A 20,513-nucleotide genomic window follows, 5' to 3' on the forward strand; every position below is an offset into this window, starting at 1 on the left:
AATTTAAACCGATGAAAAATATAATACGATTAGCATTATTTATGGCACTGTTACTTGGCTATACAACCCATATGAGTGCCCAAGGAAATTCACAGAAAGAAGATAAGGACAAGAATGAGAAAGTAAAGATCGGTAAAGAAAAGACGGAAGAAATAGTCAAGGAGGCAAAAGAAAATAATGGTAATGCTTATGGCAAAAATAAGAAGGACATGTCGGCCAAGGAATTTGGTCATTACCGTGCCTCACAAGCTAAGAACAAATTAGAAAAGTCCGAGGCCAACTTAGCAGATGACGAGGCTATCTTAAATCGAGACCGTAATTCTATTGCCGAAGCCAGAAAGCGGCTAGAAGAAATGAGGAAAAATGGAGAGAGCGCAGAGGTGATAAGCAAAAAGGAAGAAAGCCTATTGCATGCAGAAAGACAACTGGATATACTAGAAATGTCCATTAAAAATGGTCGAGAAAAACTAATGGAAAAGGGAGTGCAACTTAAAAAAGTTTCAGAGCCACAGATGAAAATGTAAGGATAGTTTATTAGTCTAGACCCCTTTTTTATTACGGAAACTCTAAACATACCGGACTTGAAAGTTCTATTTCATGTATGTAATCCAAGGTGCCTTGTTCCTGGTCTCTTTTAAAAACGGAAATATTATTACTTTTTTGATTGGCTACCAGCAAAAATTTACCAGATGGGTCTATGCTGAAATTACGGGGCCAGTCACCATGAACACCCTCCCTTCCGATTAAAGCGAGCTCTCCGGTTTCAGAATCAACTTTAAAAATCACTATGGTATTCTCGCCCCTGTTGGATCCATAAAGAAATTTCCCGTCATTGGATAAATGAATATCCGCACAAAAGCTTTCACCAACAAAATCAGACGCCAAGGTACTTTTTGTTTCAACCTCTATAAAGCCTTCTTTATCTCTTTTAAAGACAGTGATAGTTGAATTCAACTCATTAATGACATAAAGGAATTTTCCATCTTGCCCAAATTCAAAATGTCTTGGCCCTGCTCCCGCAACCATGTCCAAAGAAGGTTCATGGGTAAAAACAACTTTTTCATCTTGCAGTTGGTAGCTTCTTACAGCGTCCAAACCAAGGTCAGCAACGAAAAGATTGTTTCCCCTAAACTGTGAGGCATGGGCATGAGATGTTTTGGTAGTATCCAGTTTCTTATGGTCAATAAATTGGAAATCCGAGCTTAACGAACCATTTTCCACAGTTCCATAAATAACTACGCTACCTCCTGTATAATTTGATGCCGCAACCAAATTTCCGTTCTCCGAGACACTAACATGACAAGGGTGTTCCCCCATGGTAGATTTTGCATTTAATTTAATCAGACTATCTCCCTCTATTTGAAATGAGGTGATGGAACCGCTTTCCCCTTCAAAATCAGCCACCTCACTTACGGCATAGAGGTTTTTTCTGTTGGGGGATATTTTTAGAAAGGATGGGTTAGTCATCTTGACAACCAAGGACTTTTGGGTAAGCTGTCCATCTTCTGCATTAAAAGAATATTTATAAATTCCTTCACTACCATTGTCTGTATAAGTCCCCACAAAGAGGGTGCAATTTTCCTGAGGTTGTGTCATTTTACAATTAATGAGTAGGAGTGAAGAAATTACAATAATCGCTAATAACCAATGTTTCATAAGTTCAGAGTTCAACGCTTTAAAAATAAGCACAAAACTAGTAGGTATATCATTTCTAATCGATGGATTATTTAACGGTACGAAAATCATATTGTAACAATTATGGTTTTTCGACAACAGATGAATAAAGAAATCATTTATGGGATACGCTGGCCAACCAATAAGAGTAGTTAAAGCCAAAAGGGTGTTACTGTATAAACGCAGAAGTTTCAAAGAGATTCGCTAATCTTTTATTGGCTATGCGGAAGAGACTAAACTTTACTTCAAGTACCTCACCCCTTTTCAACAAAAAGTAATTCGTGATAAGATCATTGCCTAGGCCAAAAAAGATAGAAGGAAAGAAATTGGATATTATCTTTTAGGAGTGCTCGGAACTCTAATTATATTCTACGCCTTATTCCGATTGTTTATCTAATTTTTCAATAATTCCTATAACCCCCAAAGCTTGAACGGATTCTTTTCTGAGCTTTCTTTTTTTCGCACCTTATCCACTGCAATCTTATAGGTAGGATCTTCCATGACATTCACATCAATTATGTCTTCGGCATTGTCCAATAATTGAATACAATCTTTGCTCAAATGCCTAAGATGTACCTTCTTACCCGCTTTGGCGTAGCGCTCCGTAATCTTGTTCAAGGCTTCAATTCCTGACATGTCCGCCACGCGACTCTCCTTAAAATCGATTATTACCTCTTCAGGGTCATTGGGAATATCAAATTTCTCAGAAAATAGTGCAGTAGAACCAAAGAATAATGGGCCATAGATTTCATAATGCTTAACTCCGTTATCATCAATATGTTTTCGGGCGCGTATGCGCTTCGCGTTCTCCCAGGAATAGGCCAAGGCTGAAATAATTACCCCAAGTAATACGGCAACGGCCAAATTATGTGTAATCGCAGTTATCAATGTTACTAGGACCATTACAACTACATCCGATTTTGGCATTTTCCCAAAAGTCCTGAAACTGGCCCATTCAAAGGTTCCTATGGCAACCATAAACATTAGCCCAACCAAAGCTGCCATTGGTAACCGTTCAATAAGGCTAGACCCAAACATTATAAATACCAATAGCATTACCGCTGCAGTAATTCCAGAAAGTCTTGCCCTAGCACCGGATGAGGTGTTGATTAAACTCTGCCCAATCATTGCACATCCACCCATTCCGGAAAGAAATCCCGACATAATATTGGCCGTCCCTTGGGCCACACATTCCTTGTTACCGCTTCCACGAGTATCGGTTATTTCATCAATGATGTTCAGGGTCAAAAGACTTTCTATCAATCCTACTCCGGCGACTATACCGGCATACGGAATTATAATTTTAAAGGTTTCCCATGTAAATGGCAATTGCGGAATGGACAATGGGGGGAATCCCCCTTTAATACTTTCACCTTCCCGCATGGTATCGGCAACCGTAAGCGTATCTACTCCAAATCCAATAACAATGGCGGAGACCACTAGAATGGCTACTAAGCTAGAAGGAACCGCTTTGGTTAATTTTGGCAGCCCCCATATAATAATCATTGTAAGCAGGGTCAATCCCAGCATCATGAACATGGAAGATCCTGTGAGAAGGTCATCCGTCCCTTTTTGATAAAAATTAGGAAACTGTGCCATAAATATGATTATGGCCAACCCGTTTACAAAACCGAACATTACCGGATGTGGCACCAATCTTATGAATTTTCCCAAACGCAAAACCCCTGCCAGTATTTGTAGGACTCCGGCTAATATCACCGTAGCAAAAACGTAATTGAGAATAGTTTCAGGTTCTATTTCTGGAAAATTTCGTTTCAGTTCCAGAATTAATCCAACAAAAATAACGGCAACAGCTCCTGTAGCACCCGATATCATTCCAGGACGACCTCCTAGAATGGAAGTGACCAAGCAAAGAATGAAAGCAGCATACAATCCTGTTAAGGGAGAAAATCCTGGTATCAAGGCAAATGCAATGGCCTCCGGTACTAAGGCAAGAGCAACGGTAAGACCGGAAAGGATTTCGGTCTTGTAATCTACCTTCTGCTTAAAATCGAATAAATTCAGATACTTCTTCACGCGTCGAGATTTAAAGGCCGCAAAAATAGCACTATTTCCCCAACGTCACTAAAAGGGCTATGATTATTAACGATTTAGAATATTACCAAGCTCTTAATCCCAATAATTTTTCGCCCAGGACAGATAATTTTGCAGTTTCATATTTGGTCTGTTCCCAATTTCTTGGATCACCGGGAAACGCATAACCTTCTGGAGCAATCCTGTTTTTCCATGAGTTGATGCGCCAATTTTTCAACTCCTCGTTATCCTCCTCAGCGGGCATCATAGAAATATATTGAGCTATGCGTACTTTATCCTTGGACTTGTTGGGACGAATTCCGTGTGGTTCGGTACTATTGAAAATAAGCAGATCGCCAGCTTGCATTTTTACTTTCACGATTTTATCCTCTAAACCATCCAAATTAGGTTGAAACCTATCGCGATCTTCAGGTTGTGTTAATTTCCAAGAGTCGTAATTTAGGTATAACCATGGAATACATTGAAAGCCACCCATAGCTGTGTCTTCTTGGTCCGCCAGAGCCAGAACACCCTGTACATTTTGAGGACGGGTTTCCGGGTCATAGTCCCAATGAATAAATCCCTTTTTATCTACTCCAGGAGGTAAAGGAAAGTTTAGATTCGCACGATCAATCGTAACCCATAATTTTTCCGTACCCCAAACGTCTACAAAAGCATCGTATACACGCTGGGTCTGTCTATTGTTCCATAATAATTGGTGATTGTAGACCTCAACCATTCCTGTTCCGGTCAACTCCTTCATTTTCATTTCTGCCCTAGGTGGGGCGTACCAGGTTTTGGGATCGTTTGGGTCCTTTTCATCAAACTCCCATAGAAAATCGGCTGTTCTTTTGGCTTGCTCCCTAGGTACCGCATTTTTTATAACGATGTATCCATTATGTTTCCAGAATTCCCAATCGGTTTCGCTTAAAACCCGTAATGGTTTTCCATTAGAACGGTCATTCAATTTTTGTTTACTGCTGGTGGCGGTAGAAGGATTTCCAGGAATTTCCTTATGCGCCTTATTGGCCATTTCCAGTTTACTTTCCTTATTGTTCATATTATATACTTTTAATGTGATCGATATTGATAGGATAAAACTAGAAATACAAACCAATGGAAACTACCTTAATATTGATTGCTATTTGAACAATATTGATATATTGTAATTATATAATTGATTTTATAGTCAATTTTGTAATATTTTTATAAAATGCTCGATAAATTTATCCGAGTTTGAACAATAGATGAAAATACAATTAGAGACCATAGCACCCAACTCTAAAAGTCCGTTTCGGCTTTTACACGACCCCAAACTGAACCATCTTTTTTATTGGCATTTTCACCCGGAACTTGAACTGGTCTATATAGAAGGAGCTAGTGCGAAGCGACATGTGGGCGACCATATTTCCGAGTTTAAAGATGCTGATCTGGTGCTCATAGGATCAAACATTCCGCATCTAAATTTTGACCATGGCGTTACCACTAATTACAGAAAAGAGGTGCTGCATATCAAACCCAGTTTTAAGGATAATGTACTTGAAGCATTGCCAGAATTAAAACAAATTGAGCGTTTGTTGGAGTTATCCAAATACGGTATCGCCTTCCATCGCGAAACGAAAAAAGAGATTGGATCAATCTTAAAAACATTACATCAATTAGAACCTTTTGAGTTTTTTATGACCGTAGTGACCTTGTTAAAAAAGTTATCGGTCAGCAATGAGTTTGAACTGCTTCATAAGAAACCTTTTGTAAACCGATATAATAAAAAGGAACGGGAGCGAATACGCAAAATATACGCATTAGTGGACGAGCGTTATCAGGAAAAAATCTCTATAGGCGAAGTGGCGGAAATTTGTAACTTGACCAAGGAAGCATTCTGCAGGTACTTCAAGAAAAATACCGGGAACACTTTTATATCGTTCCTGAACCAATACCGTGTGAGCCAGTCCAAAAGATTATTGCTGATGGGGAAGAACGTTAGTGAAACCTGCTTCGAATGTGGGTTCGAAAGTCTCTCTTATTTTAACCGTAGTTTTAAAAAAGTGACTGGAGAAAATCCATCTACATTTAAAAAAAGAATGCTATCGGGATAATTTCAATAATCGCAGATGCATTATGATTAATTGTAGATGAGTAAGCTTTTTATCTTTATGAAATCTATTTTTACTAAAAACAAATCATATGAAAACAAACACAATTTTAGCTACACTAACTTTTTCATTATTTCTTTTCGCTTCCTGCTCCCCTAAATTAGTCGGTACATGGAACGTTGAAAAATACGAACGTTCAACCCCAGGGGAGCAAGGTATGTCCGTTAGTAACATTGGCACAATTACCTTTAACAAAAATGGAACGGGTACCAAGAACCTTGATTATTCTTTGCTTGGGGTTTCCAAGAAAGATGCCACTCCGTTTACGTGGTCCACTACAGAACAGTTTATTACCATTGAAGGGGACGAGTCTGAATTCACGAAAACTTGGATTTATATCGAGAATAAGAGCGATTATCAAAAATGGCAATCCACGGATGGTGCCAATAATGTACAAACGCTGGAACTTGTAAAAGAATAGTCATGGAAATTTTTGAATCCCTTTCGTTGAAGACCATAGGTCAAATGTGTGTTGCGGCGATAGTCATATATCTTTATATAATGCTTATAACCCGCGTTGCGGGAAAACGGACTTTCGCAAAAATGACCAGTTTTGATTTTGCCGTCACTATTGCGATGGGGTCCATTTTGGCCGATGCGGTAAATAAACCATTATCTAGTTTAATGCCTGCGTTTATTTCCCTAGCGCTTTTAGCCGGCCTGCAGGTTTTGTTCTCAAAAATTCTAAGCACTTCTGACAAAGCTCAGAAAGTTTTGACCAATACACCGATAATTTTAATGAAAGACGGAAAAATTTTCGAAGAAAATCTAAATAAGGCTTTGGTAAGTAGGGCAGATCTTATGGGGAAACTGCGAGAGGCGAATGTATTACAATTATCACAGGTAAGGGCAGTAATTTTTGAGACTACAGGGGACGTTTCTGTATTACATTCTACAGATTCCATTCAAATTGATCCGATGATTATGGAAGATGTATCCCTTAAATAAAACACTTAACTTCTCCAATGAAAGTTTTAAGTAAACTAAAGACTAAAGAATTATAATTTCGTCTATTATGCGGTTCACCTCTAAATTCATTTACCCATATCTATTGATTTTACTGTGGTCTATCTTCTATATTCCCAAGACTTCAGCACAAGAAGGTCCCTCTCCTAAGTTAATCGTTGGTGTTGTGATTGACCAAATGAGGGCCGATTATCTTTATAGATATCAAAATAGATATGGTGAAGACGGCTTCAAAAGATTATTACGTGAAGGTTTTAATTTTAAGAATACGAACGTGAATTACATTCCATCTGAAACCGCACCTGGTCATGCCTCAATTTATACGGGAACGACACCGTCCTATCATGGTATTATTGGAAATTCTTGGTATGATAGGGAGACAAAAGCGGTTATCGGAAATGTGTCGGATGATCAAGAATACATAGTGGGTTCCGTTGTGGAGAACCCGTACGGCGCTTCCCCAAAAAAATTATTGACCTCTACCATTACCGATGAGCTGAAGCAGGCAAGCAACTTTAAATCCAAGGTCATAAGTGTTTCCATAAAGGATAGAGGGGCTATTCTCCCAGGCGGTAAAGCAGCAGATGCGGCCTACTGGCATGATTGGGAATCCAGCCCAGGTTATTTTGTAAGTAGTAGTTTTTATATGAAAAATATACCTGATTGGGTGACCAAATTCAATAGTGAAGAAAAATCCGATGCTTATTTGAACGAAACTTGGAATACCTTGTATCCCATAGAAACCTATAATGCTAGCGCTCCTGACAATAACGCCTTTGAACCTTCCTTGAGCGGAAAAACAAGCCCGACATTTCCATATGATTTTAAAACTATGCGAGCTGAGGCGAGGACTAAAGGGACTGAATTTCAACTTTTATGGGTTTCGCCAAAAGGAAATACATTACTTACAGAATTTGCCATCACCGCTTTACAAGAAGAGAAATTGGGAAAGGACGAGATTACTGATTTTCTAAGCATCAGTTATTCCGTTCCTGATGTTATCGGACATACTTTTGGCCCGCAGTCTGTAGAAATGGAGGATATCTATCTTAGGTTGGATCAGGATATAGCCACACTTTTAAACGCACTGGACACGAACGTTGGGAAGGATAATTATACTTTGTTTCTTACCTCCGACCACGGAGCTATACAAAACGTATCCTTTTTAAAAGAAAACAAGTTGGATGCCGCCATTGCACGTACCATTGGGGATGCAAGAGAATTAGAGGCTTTCTTGGACACTAAATACGGAGATGGTTCCTGGGTGAGTACCGTTAATGGAAACAACCTATACCTTAACAGAACAACTATTGACGAAAAAAATTGACCATGACCATGGTGGAAAAAGAAGCTGGAAATTTTTTAATGACATTGCCAGACGTTGCATTAGTTTTAACCGCAGATGATTTACAAACTAAGGTTTATGAAGAAGGTTTACGAAAAACTATGCAGAACGGGTATCACATAAAAAGGTCAGGAGATTTATTGGTCTCATATACTTCTGGAACCATTATACACCCGAATCCGAATATAGCTATAGAAAAGGTGAATGGTACCGTTCATGGGTCAGGATATTCTTATGATACACAAGTGCCTATGGTTTGGATGGGCAAAGGAATTCCAAAAGGAGAATCGGTAAGAGCTATCCATCCCATAGATATAGCACCAAGCCTGTCTATGCTACTTAACATTCCTTTGCCAAGTGCATCACAAGGCAAACCGTTAACAGAATTATTTGACAATAAACCTTGATTATTTTGTCCTTGCCCTTATCAATATTTCTGATTTAAACTTGGCGGGGCTTTCCAGAATATCAAAGAAGTCCAAAATGTATTTTTTACTTATTTCAAAAACCTTTGGACTTTCAAAAAACCTCCGGTGGTCTTCCAGGATAGCCATCATTTTTGATTTATTGTCCAAGAATTCACCTCTTACAGCTTGCATAGTGCTTTCAGATCTCTCGAATCCCCTGTACAAACGGTCAGTTACTTTTTCTAGCGGTAATACCAACCCGTCAATTTGAGAAACAACGGAGTAACTCGTATTACATAATCCGGACATATCAAAATCATAGGGAATAGGGATAGAAAATCCATCCACGAACAATATTTTCTGGTTATGCTGGTACCCTGTGGAAAAATCGGTGTTACCAATCATATACTGAAAAAAGGCGTTCCGAACAGAAATTATAGAATCCTGTTGTAACGGATGTACATTTCTCTTGAGCTCCTTACCACCGAAGCGATCTTCTAATTCATCTATATCCTCAATGAAAAATGCCTTTATTTTATGCTCATGTATTTTTTTGCCTTTTATTTCGTTCAAAGTCAAGTCTAAAAGCCTTGTTCTAAAATGGTACGGAGATATGGTTTCGTAGAGCTTGTACGCCAACAATTCCTGAATGACGTTATCATTGGCGCTATTCTCTTTTAAACAGGGAAGGACCAATTTTAATTTCTTGTTTCCTTTGAACAAAGTGCCTTTGGCATCATCTTTTTTGATTCTCACTTTAACTGGTGAAAAATAACAGTTCTTTCTCCTGAAATTTCCCCGGGCCCGAACACGGATAGGCATTACCCTAATTGTGTCAGTATCTTCCAAATAGGAAAGATCTATATTGATATAGGTACTATCATTGGTCAATTTTTTAAGGTCCCTATTACTATAGGACATCTGAACGGGCAGTACTGTTTCGGTTCTGAACAGTTTTGAAACCTTACCCAATTTTTTTCCAGTATCGTCTTTTTGTCCAAAACAGAAAGTAGTCAATATCACACAGATGGTGGACAGACCTAGTTTAGTTTGTATCTTTCCCATTTTCGACTAACTTTACCTGTAAAGTATTAAAAATTAAATTATTAAACTCTATCTCTCATCGTTAAATTACAGGACGTTATTGGTCGCCCTAATATCAATAGCTTCTGTTTTTGCTTGTTATCACTTTAAAATTTCTTTTAATGTGGATTTAACGCTATTAAGTATAGCGATAATTTTTCCCCTCGTTTTTACCATTAGAGGGTCCTTTAGACGACGTGAAAAAGCGCTGGAACATTTAAGTCAATATAGGAGTGCCATGAAAACACTCCATTATTTTATTACCACAAGCGGCTTGTTGGCAGAAGAAGAATCCGTATTAAAGCAGTTGATGCAAAGTATAGAAGACAATACCATTAGGCATCTAAAAAGCCAAAATGGGAGTATCCGGTTTTTAGATGATGAGATTGATAAGATATATGATTTTATATTGAGTAGGCGAGATACCATTCCTAAAAGACTAAAAGATAAATTGTTCAAATACATGTGTGATCTTCATGAGGCCATCGACAATTTGAACGGTATTCATGTGCATAGGACTCCCTTAAGCCTAAAGGCCTACTGTAAAGTATTCATATATGTGTTCCCCCTTATTTACGCTCCCACGATTATATTCAACATTGGGGAAAATTATAACCATATGGCGGTATATTTTGTGGTTGTCCTAACAGAATTCATACTTATCTCCTTGTACAACATCCAGAATGATCTAGAATATCCTTTTGATGATAAGGGTCTGGACGATATTAAACTCGAACATTTTAAAGTCCTGCGATAACACATAAATAAAATTGCCTTTGCTCCTAAAAGCAAAGGCAATTTTCAACTAACCAACCAACTAAAAACTTATTTTTTTCTTCGCCTTTCTACCTGCATAGAAGGATTAGACGATTTTACTCTTTTCTTCTCCATAGAACCTTTTCCAGACTTCAAGTACTGCTGGTATCCCCTTCCCTTAAATTCATATACGGTTTCACTATCTGGGTGGTACAATTCAATAGTACTATCATTAATTACATATAGTTCAAAATAATCGTCACCCAAAAAATCATAATCCAATGTCAAGGCTTTTAGCGAATCATCGCCAGCAATATCATAGACTTCATAATCCCCCTCATAATCCCATTGTAAATTGGCTAAACCTGTTCCTTGAGGGTCTATTGAAGAACGAAACAAAGCAGGTAAAAACTGTAAAAAGTTCTCCTCATCAAAATCATTAAGCACTCCGGTTTCGCTTGTATATACTTTTTCCCAAGCATCGTACTCCTGAATGAAGTAATTGATGTTGTCATAGAATACCTGATCATAATCAAAATTATTCCTTTGATATCCCTTTAGGAAATAGGAAGTATCCATACTGGCGTCGTATAATTCCAATGTGTTTCCGTTTAATGCATAAACTTCCAATAACCAATTCCCGTCCACATCGTGGTCAATTTCCACAATTCCTCTAAGTGTTTCATAAAAACCTACATCGATTCCTAAACCATTTCCAGTTTTTCCTATGCCTACAATATTATTATTCGCATAGAAAACTCCATTATTGAATGTGACAGTAAACGCACGTTGCAAAAAAGGAACTTCACCACCACCCCGGGTTTGGTTTATATCTACATACCATAAGTCATATGCCTGCAAAACCTGATCTGTATTGAACGCCGATTCTTCTATAAACTCATCTTCAATGATGACATCCGCATAGCACGAAACTAACAGGGTAGCCATAAGCGAATATCCAAATAGTAGTTTTAATGCTTTCATGTCTTTACGTTTAAAATTCACTACTATGAAAACAAGCACCATGCCAAAAAAGGTATATGTCTGATTTATAGCGTTTAACATCCTATTATTTATTTGGTAATTTTGAACTACTATTTTGAGTAAACGATGAAAGATTTAAAGTTTGTGGTTTTAGGAGGTGGTAGCTGGGCAACGGCCATTGTAAAAATGCTGACCGTTAACCAAGAAAAGGTAGGGTGGTACATGCGTAACTCCGATGCTATAGGCTATATCAAAATCCAAAAGCATAATCCGAATTATCTCACCTCCGTCGAATTTAAAACGGATCAACTTTTATTGACCGATGATATAAACGAAGCTGTTAATAGTGCTGACATCTTAATATTTGCTATCCCCTCGGCATTTCTTGTCAAGGAATTGGAAAAACTTACTGTTTCTATTCAGGATAAAATCGTTTTTTCGGCCATCAAGGGCATTGTTCCCGAAACTGGGCTTATTGTTGGAGAACATTTTCACGAGACCTATAAAATCCCCTTTGAAAATATTGGGGTCATTACCGGGCCCTGTCATGCGGAGGAGGTAGCCATGGAACGTCTTTCCTATTTAACCATTGCCTGTGCGGATAAGGAAAAGGCGGAATTCGTTGCCAAAAACCTGTCTAGCAATTACATTAAAACTAATATAAGCAAGGACATCATCGGAACAGAATATGCGGCAATGCTCAAGAACATCTATGCCATAGCTGCGGGTATCGCACATGGCCTGGGCTACGGGGATAATTTTCAAAGTGTGTTAATGAGCAATGCTATCCGAGAAATGAAACGCTATACAAAACGTATTCATAACATAGATCGGAACATCAACAAATCTGCCTATTTAGGGGATTTGTTGGTTACCGGTTATTCAATTTTTAGCCGAAACCGAATGTTCGGTAACATGATTGGAAAGGGCTACACTGTAAAAAGTGCTCAGATGGAAATGAGTATGATTGCCGAAGGATATTATGCCACAAAAAGCGCCTATACCATAAAAGAAAATTTCAAGAAAAAGGTGAAGACCCCAATCATTGATGCCGTCTATAGCGTTCTTTATGAAAGCAAGAACCCTAAGAAGGTCTTTTTGGATCTGACGGATAAGTTGGATTAAAACTATCCTCCCAATCTTGAAATGCGTTAATCTAATTCCCTATGTGCCTATTATGGGTGCTTTTATTTCACAGGTTTCCTTAATAATCCCAGAAAAGTATTTAATACCTTTTTGACTTAGCCTTAAACCTGGAATTCCTTTAGAAGCTGTTAAAGTTTTGGATACCTAGTTATGGCTTATTTCGTATCGCGTCTTATCCGGCCCAACACCTTTTACGGTCAACGATTTCCATTCCTTCGGGAGAATTGGATTCCGTTGAACAATTCCTTCGTCCGAAAAGTCAATACCTGCAAATCCAAAAAGTACGGTCTGTAACATGCCTCCGGCACCCGTAGCAAAATACGAGAAATTGCTGGTTGCCACTTCGGACAGCGCCCCGAATGGTGGCTGTTGATTCGGTACATAGCTTTCCTTGAACAAGCGATAAGCATTATTAACGTCCCCTTGGCGCGCATAAAGTACGGCAAAGATAGATTTCCCCATGGCTGGACCTTCCGGGGAAAGTTTGGGTTCATAGTATTCCAAATCTTTCAGTATGGATTTTTCATCATTTACAATAGCCAGCGGAAAGGATAATAGATTTACATCTGCCTGCTTTATGATGTCGCCATCATAGGAGCTATGCTCCTTAGTAACGCCGTCTTGAAACTGAAGTATCCTAATCTTATCGGCAACCTCTTTCCATTTTGGATTGGGTGTTACTCCCAGTGCTTCCGACGCCTCTACGGCGTAGTTGAGCGCGGTAATCGCCGCTCCGTTGGTAAAGGCATTATCATTTACGTTAGGGGCGAACTCATTTGCGCCTACAACATTGTTTATGGAGTAACTCCCATCTGTATTCTCTGTTACGCGACTCACCCAGAAATCGGCTATTTCCTTCATCACATCATATCCCTTTTCTTCCAACCACTTTCTATCTCTGGTTACGCGATAGTAGTTCCAAAAGGCAATGGCAATATCGGCGGTAATATGATGTTCAAAAGGTCCTGTAAGTGCAAAAGGAGGTGTAGCCTCTTCCCCGGTATCGTCACTTTCCCAAGGGAACATGGCACCGTCATAACCATAATTTACGGCGCGTTGTTGGGCCTGTTCCAGTCTATCCGAACGATAGTTGACCAAGGAACGGGCAATATCCTGATTGAATACCAATAACGGAGGAAACATCCACAATTCGGTATCCCAGAAAATATGTCCGTTATACGGGGTTTGCAGCGAAAGCCCCATGGGGGCGATACTCAAATTGGAATCTCCCCTGCCAAAGGCATACAAGTGATAGAGCGCCAACCGTACATCTTGCTGGGAGGTGAGGTCACCTTCGATTTCGATATCCCCTTCCCATAGCTCTCCCCATAATTTTTTGTGCTGTCCAAGCAATACCTCCCTGCTATTGAGCAAATTATAAATGACCATGCGCTCCGATTCCGATTTAGGGTCCGAAAAATCCTTGGTCGTACATTGCGCCCCGGTCCAAGCAAATTCAAATACCTCGTTCTTGGATATCCTTTTATCAAAGGAAAGTGTATTCTCGTAATCGTTAATGATTGTATGCGTCAATTCTGGCCTTTGGTTCTCTCTGGAGGAGTTGATGGCATGCCAAATGAATGTCCCTGATGTACTTACTAAATGTTTGCCAAAAGGACTCATCGCTTTTGATTGTAAAATGGGCATCGTGGTCTCCACATCTTTTAGGACTTGGTAGGTATTCGTCGGTTTTTGGTATTCCTTAGGTATAACGATTTTTCCCGCGACCCTTAATTCCAGCGCTTTTTTGGCTGTAACTTTAATGTCGATGTAGCCGGTATATTGTACATTCCGTAGTGCGTAGACCGTACAAGAGATTCTGACCTTATCCTGAAACTCAAAAGAGGTGGTAAGGGAAGCTTCCTTCATGTGCATGGTCTGTTTCCAATTACTAATGTTGCTCTCGTTCAGCTTTACTCCGTCTATATACATGTCCAGATTCCCAAAGTTCATACCGTGCAGGATTTGGCTGACCTTAAGATTTGGGTCCACATCGTAAACGTTGTTCAGGACGATATGCTGAATTTCTAAAGGTTTTGGTGAGGTAAGCATCCCAATTCTTCCATTAGCAATCGCAATCCCAGTATAATCGGAATTGTCGTTTACCTCGATGTTCCATCCATCATTTTGAGCAGATAGAATAACGCTAGAGCATACGAACAGTATGATGATAATATTTTTCATTTTTTTATTTCTATATGGCGTCTATAACCAAATGATATGCCTTAAGATAGTCCAAAAAACGGTAAAACTTTTCCTCTTTTAGAACAAATTCAAGTGCACACATCGGTGGAGTCGATTACAGTAAATTCCGCCGACTAAATACTATAATTCCTTGATTTTTAAATAGTCTAGCAAACCCATCAATAGCAAATTAATATAGTTTTAATATTTAAAACCGAGTTTGTCCAGTCCATTTTGAACATCTTCATTTTCCATAAAGAGATTCCAAAATAAACCCGTTCTATAATTCTCTATCATGATAATTTCAGGGCCTTGATCTATGGCTAAATAGGCTTGAGCTACCCAAAAATTATTTTGTGGGCTAAAGGCATCATAAAAACCAGCGGGTCCTAATAATTTATCCTTATGCTGATAAAAATAGCGTAAAGCCTTTAAGGATTCTTCAGAGGTGTAGGGCAGTGAACTTATGGCTGCCGTTGGTGATATTATCCCTACATCGTTACTAGGACTATGTGCATTATAACCCAAGCTACCATCTGGATTTCGGGAATAACTTGCGGTCAACCCCCAACAGTCCGCTCCATAATCAAGAAATCCTTTCGGATTTTCAATACAATAGCGGTTATTGATTTTGGCATGATTTACTGTGACGTCCCAATAATTTATAAAATCGTCACTAAGGTTATTCGGATTAAGGCCTAAATACGAATAATGGGCCCAAAATAAAGGTCCGCCATTAGGGGAGTTACCAGCATGGTCTGCTATTAAAGGAATGCTATAGGCGTTAATGTTCGAAATAATTGCACCGTTAGAGGCCCAACCATTAGTATAGACGTCCTTGGTAATAGAAAAATCTGGCGAAGCAGCAGCCATTACATAGGCGATTAATACTTCATTATATCCCTTGAGTTCCAGGTTGATGTCAAAGCCAAAATTAGGGCTCCAATGCCAATAGAGGCTATTTTTACCTTGGGTATACCAATTCCACTCCACACCTTTCCAAAGTTCATCGGCCTTTTCCGATAAAACCTTTTCTTCATCTCCGCCATCTTTAAAGTATTCTTTAACACAAATTAAGCCTTGGGCCAAAAATGCTGTCTCTACAATATCGCCGCCATTATCCTTTTCTCCAAACGGCCTGACTTTTCCGGTGTCACCGTCCAACCAATGGGGCCACGCTCCGTGGAAGCGATCTGCAAACTCCAGGAAATTCATAATTTTACCTATACGTTCTATTGCCTGCTCACGGGTAATATAACCACGCTCTACACCAACAATAATAGCCATTAAACCAAAACCTGTTCCACCAATACTTACCGTTTTCGGGTCGTTCAATGGATCATTAGGATGGTAACGTTCTCTGGCACCGCCAGAGGTTTCTTCGGCAAAATCCCAAAAATATCTAAAGGTCTCTCGCTGTGTGAGGTCCAAAAGTTCATCATCAGTTAAACTAGGAATCTCAGGTTCGGGAGTTGACGGTATTTCCGGCAGTTGGGAACCTTCATTAGTACTGGAAGTGCCGGATGAAGAGCAAGCCGCAAAGAATACTACAATCGACCCTAATATGGGCCCAACCGAATAAATGAAAAAAAACCTTTTTAATTTATATGTGCTTTTATAAATCATTACATCTTAATTTATTCCATCCTTGGTGATACTTGTTTTTGTTTAATTCTTTTCTGCTAAGCCCTTTCCAAGGAAAAGTCAGAATGTTCCTTAAGCTCTTCTTGCAGAATTTCCTTCCATTCCAGAATTTTAGCATCGTCCACTTTAGAAGCTGATTTAAATTCATTTAGAATAGGCTTGCTATAATCACGGATACTATCAATATCAAAGTATAGTCTGCCAGTTCTTCTGATGAAGAAATCCATTGGATTTTCCACCATCTCGTAAGCGATTCCGAATTCAAGTTCTGCCAAAATCATACGTGTATGGTTGTCCTTTTCTGTTCGATTTTTATAGTATTCCAAAATCGTCTCCGTCTGTTTGCCATAATTGGTGACCAAAAACCAAGCGTCGTGCTCGGTGAACCCATCTTCTTTAATACGCTTATGAATCTCGCTTATATATTTCTTAACATGTTTATATTTTTTGAAATCGTTCCCGCATAAGGGAATATTCTCCGTATTACATGGTTTAACCTCCACGTTATAGTCCTCTTCCAATTTTTTTGCAATACGATCTACTACACGTTCCGCCATTTTACGGTAACCTGTAAGCTTACCTCCCGCAATACTGATTAGTCCTGTGTCTGAAGTAAAAATTTCATCTTTGCGCGACAGTTCCGATGCCGATTTGCCTTCCTCATGGATTAGTGGTCGTAATCCTGCCCAGGAAGAGACGATATCTTCCATCTCCAAATTGATTTTCGGGAACATATTGTTCACGGCCGATAGCAAATAAATGGCATCCGCCAAATCTGTGCGGACATGGTCTTTGTCATTATTATAATTGGTGTCCGTAGTTCCTACATAGGTAACCTTACCACGGGGAATGGCGAACATCATTCGACCGTCCGGGATATCAAAATAAACGGATTGTTTTACAGGCAGTTTCTCTTTTGGAAAAACCAAATGCACCCCCTTTGTCAAATGTAAGCGCTTTCCCTTTTTTTGAATTATTTACGCTTCTGAGCTCATCTACCCATGGCCCGGCGGCACTTATAACATACTTGGTCTTTATCTTGAATTCCTTCCCGGAAATAGCATCGTTTATGACTACCCCTGAAATTTTATTTTCCTTGTAAACAAAATCTTTAACCATTGCATAATTTAATGCAATAGCTCCAAATTGAAGACTTGTTTTTATATTTTCAATGGTAAGCCTGGCGTCATCCGTTCTATATTCGGCATAATATCCGGCACCTTTCAAAATTTTCTTTGGCAATAGGGGTTCCAGTTTCAAAGCCTCCTTTTTCTCCAACATTTTGCGCTTGTCATCACCCGTTACCTGCGCCAAAATATCATAAACCTTCAGCCCTATGGAAGTTAACCATTTCCCATAGGACCCGTTTTCAATTAACGGTAATAGCATTTTTTCAGGCAGGACCAAGTGAGGAGCGAGCTTATGAACTATGGCCCGCTCAGAACCGACTTCCTTAACCAACCAAAAATCGAATTGTTTCAAGTACCGTAGGCCACCATGTATCAATTTGGTGGATTTACTACTCGTTCCAGATGCAAAATCGTTCTTTTCCACCAAGGCCACCTTCATGCCCCTAGAGGCCGCATCAAGGGCAATGCCTCCGCCTGTTATTCCCCCTCCTATTACAACCAGGTCGTAATCTTCTTTGGATAGTTTTGATATTATCTTGTCCCTATTTAGATTGGAGAATTTTATATTTTTCATAGCTTACTATTAATTTTATTAGTAGGTGCTTTTTAGGGATGTGGTGACGTATCCATTGCGGTAAAAAGTTCAGTTCCTCACCCAGCACCTACATGCTGATAATCCTATTCGTTGTATACCAATGCAGGACTTAAGTAGTGGACTATCCTAGGCAACTTCTAGTGCTCCTCCCATCCTTTGGTACGCTCCACTGCTTTTTGCCAGTTCTTGTAAAGTCTTTTTCTTTTGACACGATCAAATGTGGGTTTGAAAATACGGTTCATAGGTCGGTTTTGATCGATATCTTCCTGCTTCCACAAACCTACTTGGATACCTGCCAGAAAAGCCGCTCCCATAGCCGTGGATTCTATAACTTCCGGTCTGTGTACCTCCGTATCCAAAATATCCGCTTGGAACTGCATTAGATGATCATTGGCACAAGCGCCGCCATCCACCCGAAGATTTTTTAATTGAATGCCAGAATCATCTTCCATTGCTTTTAGTATATCCTTTGTTTGGTAGGCAAGCGATTCCAATGTAGCTTTCGCCAAATGGGCCTTTCCCGTGTCTCTCGTTAGTCCAAAAATGGCCCCTCTGGCATACATGTCCCAATAGGGTGCTCCCAAACCTGCAAAGGCCGGCACCACGTAAACCGAACTTTCCCCTTCAACGGAATCTGCCAGTTCTTGCGTCTCTTTGGCATCCTTTATGAGTTCCAAACCATCCCTGAGCCACTGAATGGCGGCTCCGGCTATAAAAATACTGCCTTCTAAGGCATAATTCACCTTTCCGTCCAGACCGTACGCTATCGTCGTTAAGAGTCCGTTCTTAGAAAATTGAGGCTCTTCCCCAGTGTTCATCAACATAAAACAACCGGTTCCGTAGGTGTTCTTAGCCGTTCCTTTTGTAAAACAACCTTGACCAAAAAGTGCCGCTTGCTGATCTCCAGCGATACCGGCGATAGGTATTTTCACCCCATCAATTTCAAAATCTCCAAAATGATAGGCAGATGGTTTGACCTCTGGTAACATATTTTTAGGAATGGTCAATGCGCTCAGCATTTTATCATCCCATTTTAGATTGACTATATCGTAAATTAATGTTCTGGAAGCATTGGTATAATCGGTTACATGGTTCTTTTTGTTGGTCATATTCCAAACCAACCAAGAATCTATGGTTCCCATAAGTAGTTCACCTTTTTCGGCCTTTTCCCGTGCCCCTTTCACATTATCCAAGACCCACTTGACCTTGGTTCCAGTGAAATAGGAGTCTATAACCAAACCTGTTGTCTTTCTTACGTGCTCCGTTAATCCGTCCTTCTTTAAATCTTCACAAATATCCGCCGTGCGTTTATCCTGCCATACGATAGCATTATATACCGGCTGGCCCGTATCCTTATCCCATACTACAGCCGTTTCACGCTGATTTGTAATGCCTATTGCCTTAATCTCTGAAGGGGTTACATTATTTTCTGAAATCAATTGCTTCAAAACACCCAATTGAGACCCAAGGATTTCCATGGCATCGTGTTCCACCCAACCGGATTTAGGAAAAATCTGTTTGAATTCCTTTTGTGCCATTCCCTGAATTTTACCCTTCTGGTCTACAAGAAGGGCCCTGGAACTTGTAGTTCCTTGATCTAATGAAATTATAAATGTTCCCATAAAATTAATTTAGCCGTATTTCTTTGACAGCATCTAGCAAATAGGCTGCGGAAATAAATATAAAGGGATTTAGTGGGTTTTACAATGTAAAACTCTACGCCAACGTTGTAGTAGTGTGTATTTTATTTGGAGAAGACATATTCCCGCTCAACCCGGCATATTCTAACATGATATTTACTATACCAATCCCTAATGCCTTTCTTTTGGGCAACCAAATGATCAGTATGCCTTTTCCAAGCGCCAATCGCTTCCAAACTCTCCCAATAACTAATGGTTATTCCAATTTCTTCCCTAGCACTTTCCATTCCAAGGTATCCCGGTTGGTCTTTCGCCAAATTTTCCATCTCAAGTGCCATTTCTGAATAACCGTTATCCCCTCCTGTTCGGGTGGAAGTAAATATTACGGCATAATAGGGTTTGGATTCCACTAACTAATAAATTCCTTTTCCAAAAAATATTCGACGATAGCCTCTTTCATTAAAATTGACTGTTCCCCGGCTTTTAAAATTGGTAGTTCTTCCTTAATCTTATAGTGTGGCCACCCTTCTTCATCGAAGAAATCAAATTCGTAATATCCGTAAGGCTCCAACAACCTACATATGGCAATGTGCATCAAGTCGAGCTTGTCATCCTTTTTATATTTCCTGTGATATTGTCCCAGTTCCTGAACGCCTACCAAATAGATTATGGCATCCAACTCCATAGGGTCACCATCAGAGAACTTCTTAGAAAGCTTCCCTACCAAAAAGTCCCAACGCTCCTTTAATTGTATATCCCTAGCCATTTTTAG

Annotated in this window: 18 protein-coding genes and 1 pseudogene; 8 read left to right on the plus strand and 11 right to left on the minus strand. The window is 39.5% G+C overall.

Annotation, left to right across the window (positions count from 1 at the left end; all coding sequences use genetic code 11):
- Nucleotides 1-11 precede the first annotated feature (11 nt).
- The gene (locus N8A89_RS06985) at nucleotides 12-524 is read left to right on the plus strand and encodes a hypothetical protein (protein ID WP_281541613.1); all 513 of its coding nucleotides are present in this window, start codon (nucleotides 12-14) and stop codon (nucleotides 522-524) included.
- Nucleotides 525-555: 31 nt separating this feature from the next.
- Here N8A89_RS06985 and N8A89_RS06990 read toward each other — a convergent pair whose 3' ends face one another.
- The 3 genes from N8A89_RS06990 to N8A89_RS07000 form a co-directional block, all read right to left on the minus strand.
- Nucleotides 556-1,656 (minus strand): lactonase family protein, encoded by a 1,101-nt coding sequence (locus tag N8A89_RS06990; RefSeq protein ID WP_281541614.1) that lies wholly within the window; start codon nucleotides 1,654-1,656, stop codon nucleotides 556-558.
- 429 nt (nucleotides 1,657-2,085) lie between these two features.
- Nucleotides 2,086-3,711, minus strand: coding sequence for a SulP family inorganic anion transporter (locus tag N8A89_RS06995; protein WP_289645167.1), 1,626 nt, complete (start codon nucleotides 3,709-3,711; stop codon nucleotides 2,086-2,088).
- Nucleotides 3,712-3,793: 82 nt separating this feature from the next.
- Nucleotides 3,794-4,768 (minus strand): phytanoyl-CoA dioxygenase family protein, encoded by a 975-nt coding sequence (locus N8A89_RS07000; RefSeq protein ID WP_281541615.1) that lies wholly within the window; start codon nucleotides 4,766-4,768, stop codon nucleotides 3,794-3,796.
- A 187-nt stretch (nucleotides 4,769-4,955) separates the two neighbouring features.
- On the opposite strand from N8A89_RS07000, the gene N8A89_RS07005 reads away from it, so the two are divergent.
- The 5 genes from N8A89_RS07005 (at nucleotide 4,956) to N8A89_RS07025 (ending at nucleotide 8,579) form a co-directional block, all read left to right on the plus strand.
- Nucleotides 4,956-5,804, plus strand: coding sequence for an AraC family transcriptional regulator (locus N8A89_RS07005; protein ID WP_281541616.1), 849 nt, complete (start codon nucleotides 4,956-4,958; stop codon nucleotides 5,802-5,804).
- Nucleotides 5,805-5,892: 88 nt separating this feature from the next.
- Complete coding sequence (locus tag N8A89_RS07010; RefSeq protein ID WP_281541617.1) at nucleotides 5,893-6,282, plus strand: lipocalin family protein; 390 nt, start codon at nucleotides 5,893-5,895, stop codon at nucleotides 6,280-6,282.
- Between the two features lie 2 nt (nucleotides 6,283-6,284).
- Nucleotides 6,285-6,809, plus strand: a complete 525-nt coding sequence (locus tag N8A89_RS07015; protein ID WP_281541618.1) for a DUF421 domain-containing protein — start codon at nucleotides 6,285-6,287, stop codon at nucleotides 6,807-6,809.
- A 67-nt stretch (nucleotides 6,810-6,876) separates the two neighbouring features.
- Nucleotides 6,877-8,154 (plus strand): alkaline phosphatase family protein, encoded by a 1,278-nt coding sequence (locus tag N8A89_RS07020; RefSeq protein ID WP_281541619.1) that lies wholly within the window; start codon nucleotides 6,877-6,879, stop codon nucleotides 8,152-8,154.
- 2 nt (nucleotides 8,155-8,156) lie between these two features.
- Nucleotides 8,157-8,579: an alkaline phosphatase family protein gene (locus tag N8A89_RS07025; protein ID WP_281541620.1), complete on the plus strand. Its 423-nt coding sequence runs from the start codon at nucleotides 8,157-8,159 to the stop codon at nucleotides 8,577-8,579.
- Here N8A89_RS07025 and N8A89_RS07030 read toward each other — a convergent pair whose 3' ends face one another.
- Complete coding sequence (locus N8A89_RS07030) at nucleotides 8,580-9,644, minus strand: hypothetical protein (RefSeq protein ID WP_281541621.1); 1,065 nt, start codon at nucleotides 9,642-9,644, stop codon at nucleotides 8,580-8,582.
- A gap of 256 nt (nucleotides 9,645-9,900) precedes the next feature.
- Here N8A89_RS07030 and N8A89_RS07035 point away from each other — a divergent pair, with 256 nt between their 5' ends.
- Entirely contained in the window at nucleotides 9,901-10,419 is a 519-nt protein-coding gene (locus N8A89_RS07035; protein WP_281541622.1) for a hypothetical protein, read from the plus strand.
- Nucleotides 10,420-10,487: 68 nt separating this feature from the next.
- Here N8A89_RS07035 and N8A89_RS07040 read toward each other — a convergent pair whose 3' ends face one another.
- Nucleotides 10,488-11,402, minus strand: a complete 915-nt coding sequence (locus tag N8A89_RS07040) for a nicotinic acid mononucleotide adenyltransferase (RefSeq protein WP_281541623.1) — start codon at nucleotides 11,400-11,402, stop codon at nucleotides 10,488-10,490.
- Between the two features lie 126 nt (nucleotides 11,403-11,528).
- Between N8A89_RS07040 and N8A89_RS07045 the strand changes: the two genes are divergently transcribed.
- The gene (locus tag N8A89_RS07045) at nucleotides 11,529-12,527 is read left to right on the plus strand and encodes an NAD(P)H-dependent glycerol-3-phosphate dehydrogenase (protein WP_281541624.1); all 999 of its coding nucleotides are present in this window, start codon (nucleotides 11,529-11,531) and stop codon (nucleotides 12,525-12,527) included.
- Between the two features lie 165 nt (nucleotides 12,528-12,692).
- Here N8A89_RS07045 and N8A89_RS07050 read toward each other — a convergent pair whose 3' ends face one another.
- The 6 genes and pseudogenes from N8A89_RS07050 to N8A89_RS07075 all read right to left on the minus strand — a co-directional run bounded on the left by N8A89_RS07050 (nucleotide 12,693) and on the right by N8A89_RS07075 (nucleotide 20,507).
- A complete protein-coding gene (locus N8A89_RS07050; RefSeq protein WP_281541625.1) occupies nucleotides 12,693-14,732 on the minus strand; it encodes a kojibiose hydrolase in 2,040 nt (679 codons plus the stop codon).
- Nucleotides 14,733-14,933: 201 nt separating this feature from the next.
- Nucleotides 14,934-16,358 (minus strand): glucoamylase family protein, encoded by a 1,425-nt coding sequence (locus N8A89_RS07055; RefSeq protein WP_281541626.1) that lies wholly within the window; start codon nucleotides 16,356-16,358, stop codon nucleotides 14,934-14,936.
- Nucleotides 16,359-16,414: 56 nt separating this feature from the next.
- A pseudogene (locus N8A89_RS17780) lies at nucleotides 16,415-18,080 on the minus strand (glycerol-3-phosphate dehydrogenase/oxidase).
- 158 nt (nucleotides 18,081-18,238) lie between these two features.
- Nucleotides 18,239-19,723 carry a glycerol kinase GlpK gene (glpK, locus tag N8A89_RS07065; protein WP_281541628.1) on the minus strand — a complete coding sequence of 495 codons (1,485 nt, stop codon included), beginning with the start codon at nucleotides 19,721-19,723 and terminating at the stop codon, nucleotides 18,239-18,241.
- A 122-nt stretch (nucleotides 19,724-19,845) separates the two neighbouring features.
- Nucleotides 19,846-20,151: an antibiotic biosynthesis monooxygenase family protein gene (locus N8A89_RS07070; RefSeq protein ID WP_281541629.1), complete on the minus strand. Its 306-nt coding sequence runs from the start codon at nucleotides 20,149-20,151 to the stop codon at nucleotides 19,846-19,848.
- Nucleotides 20,151-20,507 carry a hypothetical protein gene (locus tag N8A89_RS07075; RefSeq protein ID WP_281541630.1) on the minus strand — a complete coding sequence of 119 codons (357 nt, stop codon included), beginning with the start codon at nucleotides 20,505-20,507 and terminating at the stop codon, nucleotides 20,151-20,153. Before N8A89_RS07075 ends, N8A89_RS07070 begins: the two co-directional genes overlap by 1 nt.
- Between the last annotated feature and the right edge of the window lie 6 nt (nucleotides 20,508-20,513).

This window comes from Maribacter aestuarii, assembly GCF_027474845.2.
In the GTDB taxonomy this organism is placed as follows: Bacteria; Bacteroidota; Bacteroidia; order Flavobacteriales; family Flavobacteriaceae; genus Maribacter; species Maribacter aestuarii.

Bases quoted from the DNA above. Each gene is read 5' to 3' on its own strand.
- N8A89_RS06985 (WP_281541613.1), top strand. From the start codon at position 12: ATGAAAAATATAATACGATTAGCATTATTTATGGCACTGTTACTTGGC.
- N8A89_RS06990 (WP_281541614.1), bottom strand. From the start codon at position 1,656: ATGAAACATTGGTTATTAGCGATTATTGTAATTTCTTCACTCCTACTC.
- N8A89_RS07000 (WP_281541615.1), bottom strand. From the start codon at position 4,768: ATGAACAATAAGGAAAGTAAACTGGAAATGGCCAATAAGGCGCATAAG.
- N8A89_RS07005 (WP_281541616.1), top strand. From the start codon at position 4,956: ATGAAAATACAATTAGAGACCATAGCACCCAACTCTAAAAGTCCGTTT.
- N8A89_RS07010 (WP_281541617.1), top strand. From the start codon at position 5,893: ATGAAAACAAACACAATTTTAGCTACACTAACTTTTTCATTATTTCTT.
- N8A89_RS07015 (WP_281541618.1), top strand. From the start codon at position 6,285: ATGGAAATTTTTGAATCCCTTTCGTTGAAGACCATAGGTCAAATGTGT.
- N8A89_RS07020 (WP_281541619.1), top strand. From the start codon at position 6,877: ATGCGGTTCACCTCTAAATTCATTTACCCATATCTATTGATTTTACTG.
- N8A89_RS07025 (WP_281541620.1), top strand. From the start codon at position 8,157: ATGACCATGGTGGAAAAAGAAGCTGGAAATTTTTTAATGACATTGCCA.
- N8A89_RS07030 (WP_281541621.1), bottom strand. From the start codon at position 9,644: ATGGGAAAGATACAAACTAAACTAGGTCTGTCCACCATCTGTGTGATA.
- N8A89_RS07035 (WP_281541622.1), top strand. From the start codon at position 9,901: ATGAAAACACTCCATTATTTTATTACCACAAGCGGCTTGTTGGCAGAA.
- N8A89_RS07040 (WP_281541623.1), bottom strand. From the start codon at position 11,402: ATGAAAGCATTAAAACTACTATTTGGATATTCGCTTATGGCTACCCTG.
- N8A89_RS07045 (WP_281541624.1), top strand. From the start codon at position 11,529: ATGAAAGATTTAAAGTTTGTGGTTTTAGGAGGTGGTAGCTGGGCAACG.
- N8A89_RS07050 (WP_281541625.1), bottom strand. From the start codon at position 14,732: ATGAAAAATATTATCATCATACTGTTCGTATGCTCTAGCGTTATTCTA.
- N8A89_RS07055 (WP_281541626.1), bottom strand. From the start codon at position 16,358: ATGATTTATAAAAGCACATATAAATTAAAAAGGTTTTTTTTCATTTAT.
- glpK (WP_281541628.1), bottom strand. From the start codon at position 19,723: ATGGGAACATTTATAATTTCATTAGATCAAGGAACTACAAGTTCCAGG.
- N8A89_RS07075 (WP_281541630.1), bottom strand. From the start codon at position 20,507: ATGGCTAGGGATATACAATTAAAGGAGCGTTGGGACTTTTTGGTAGGG.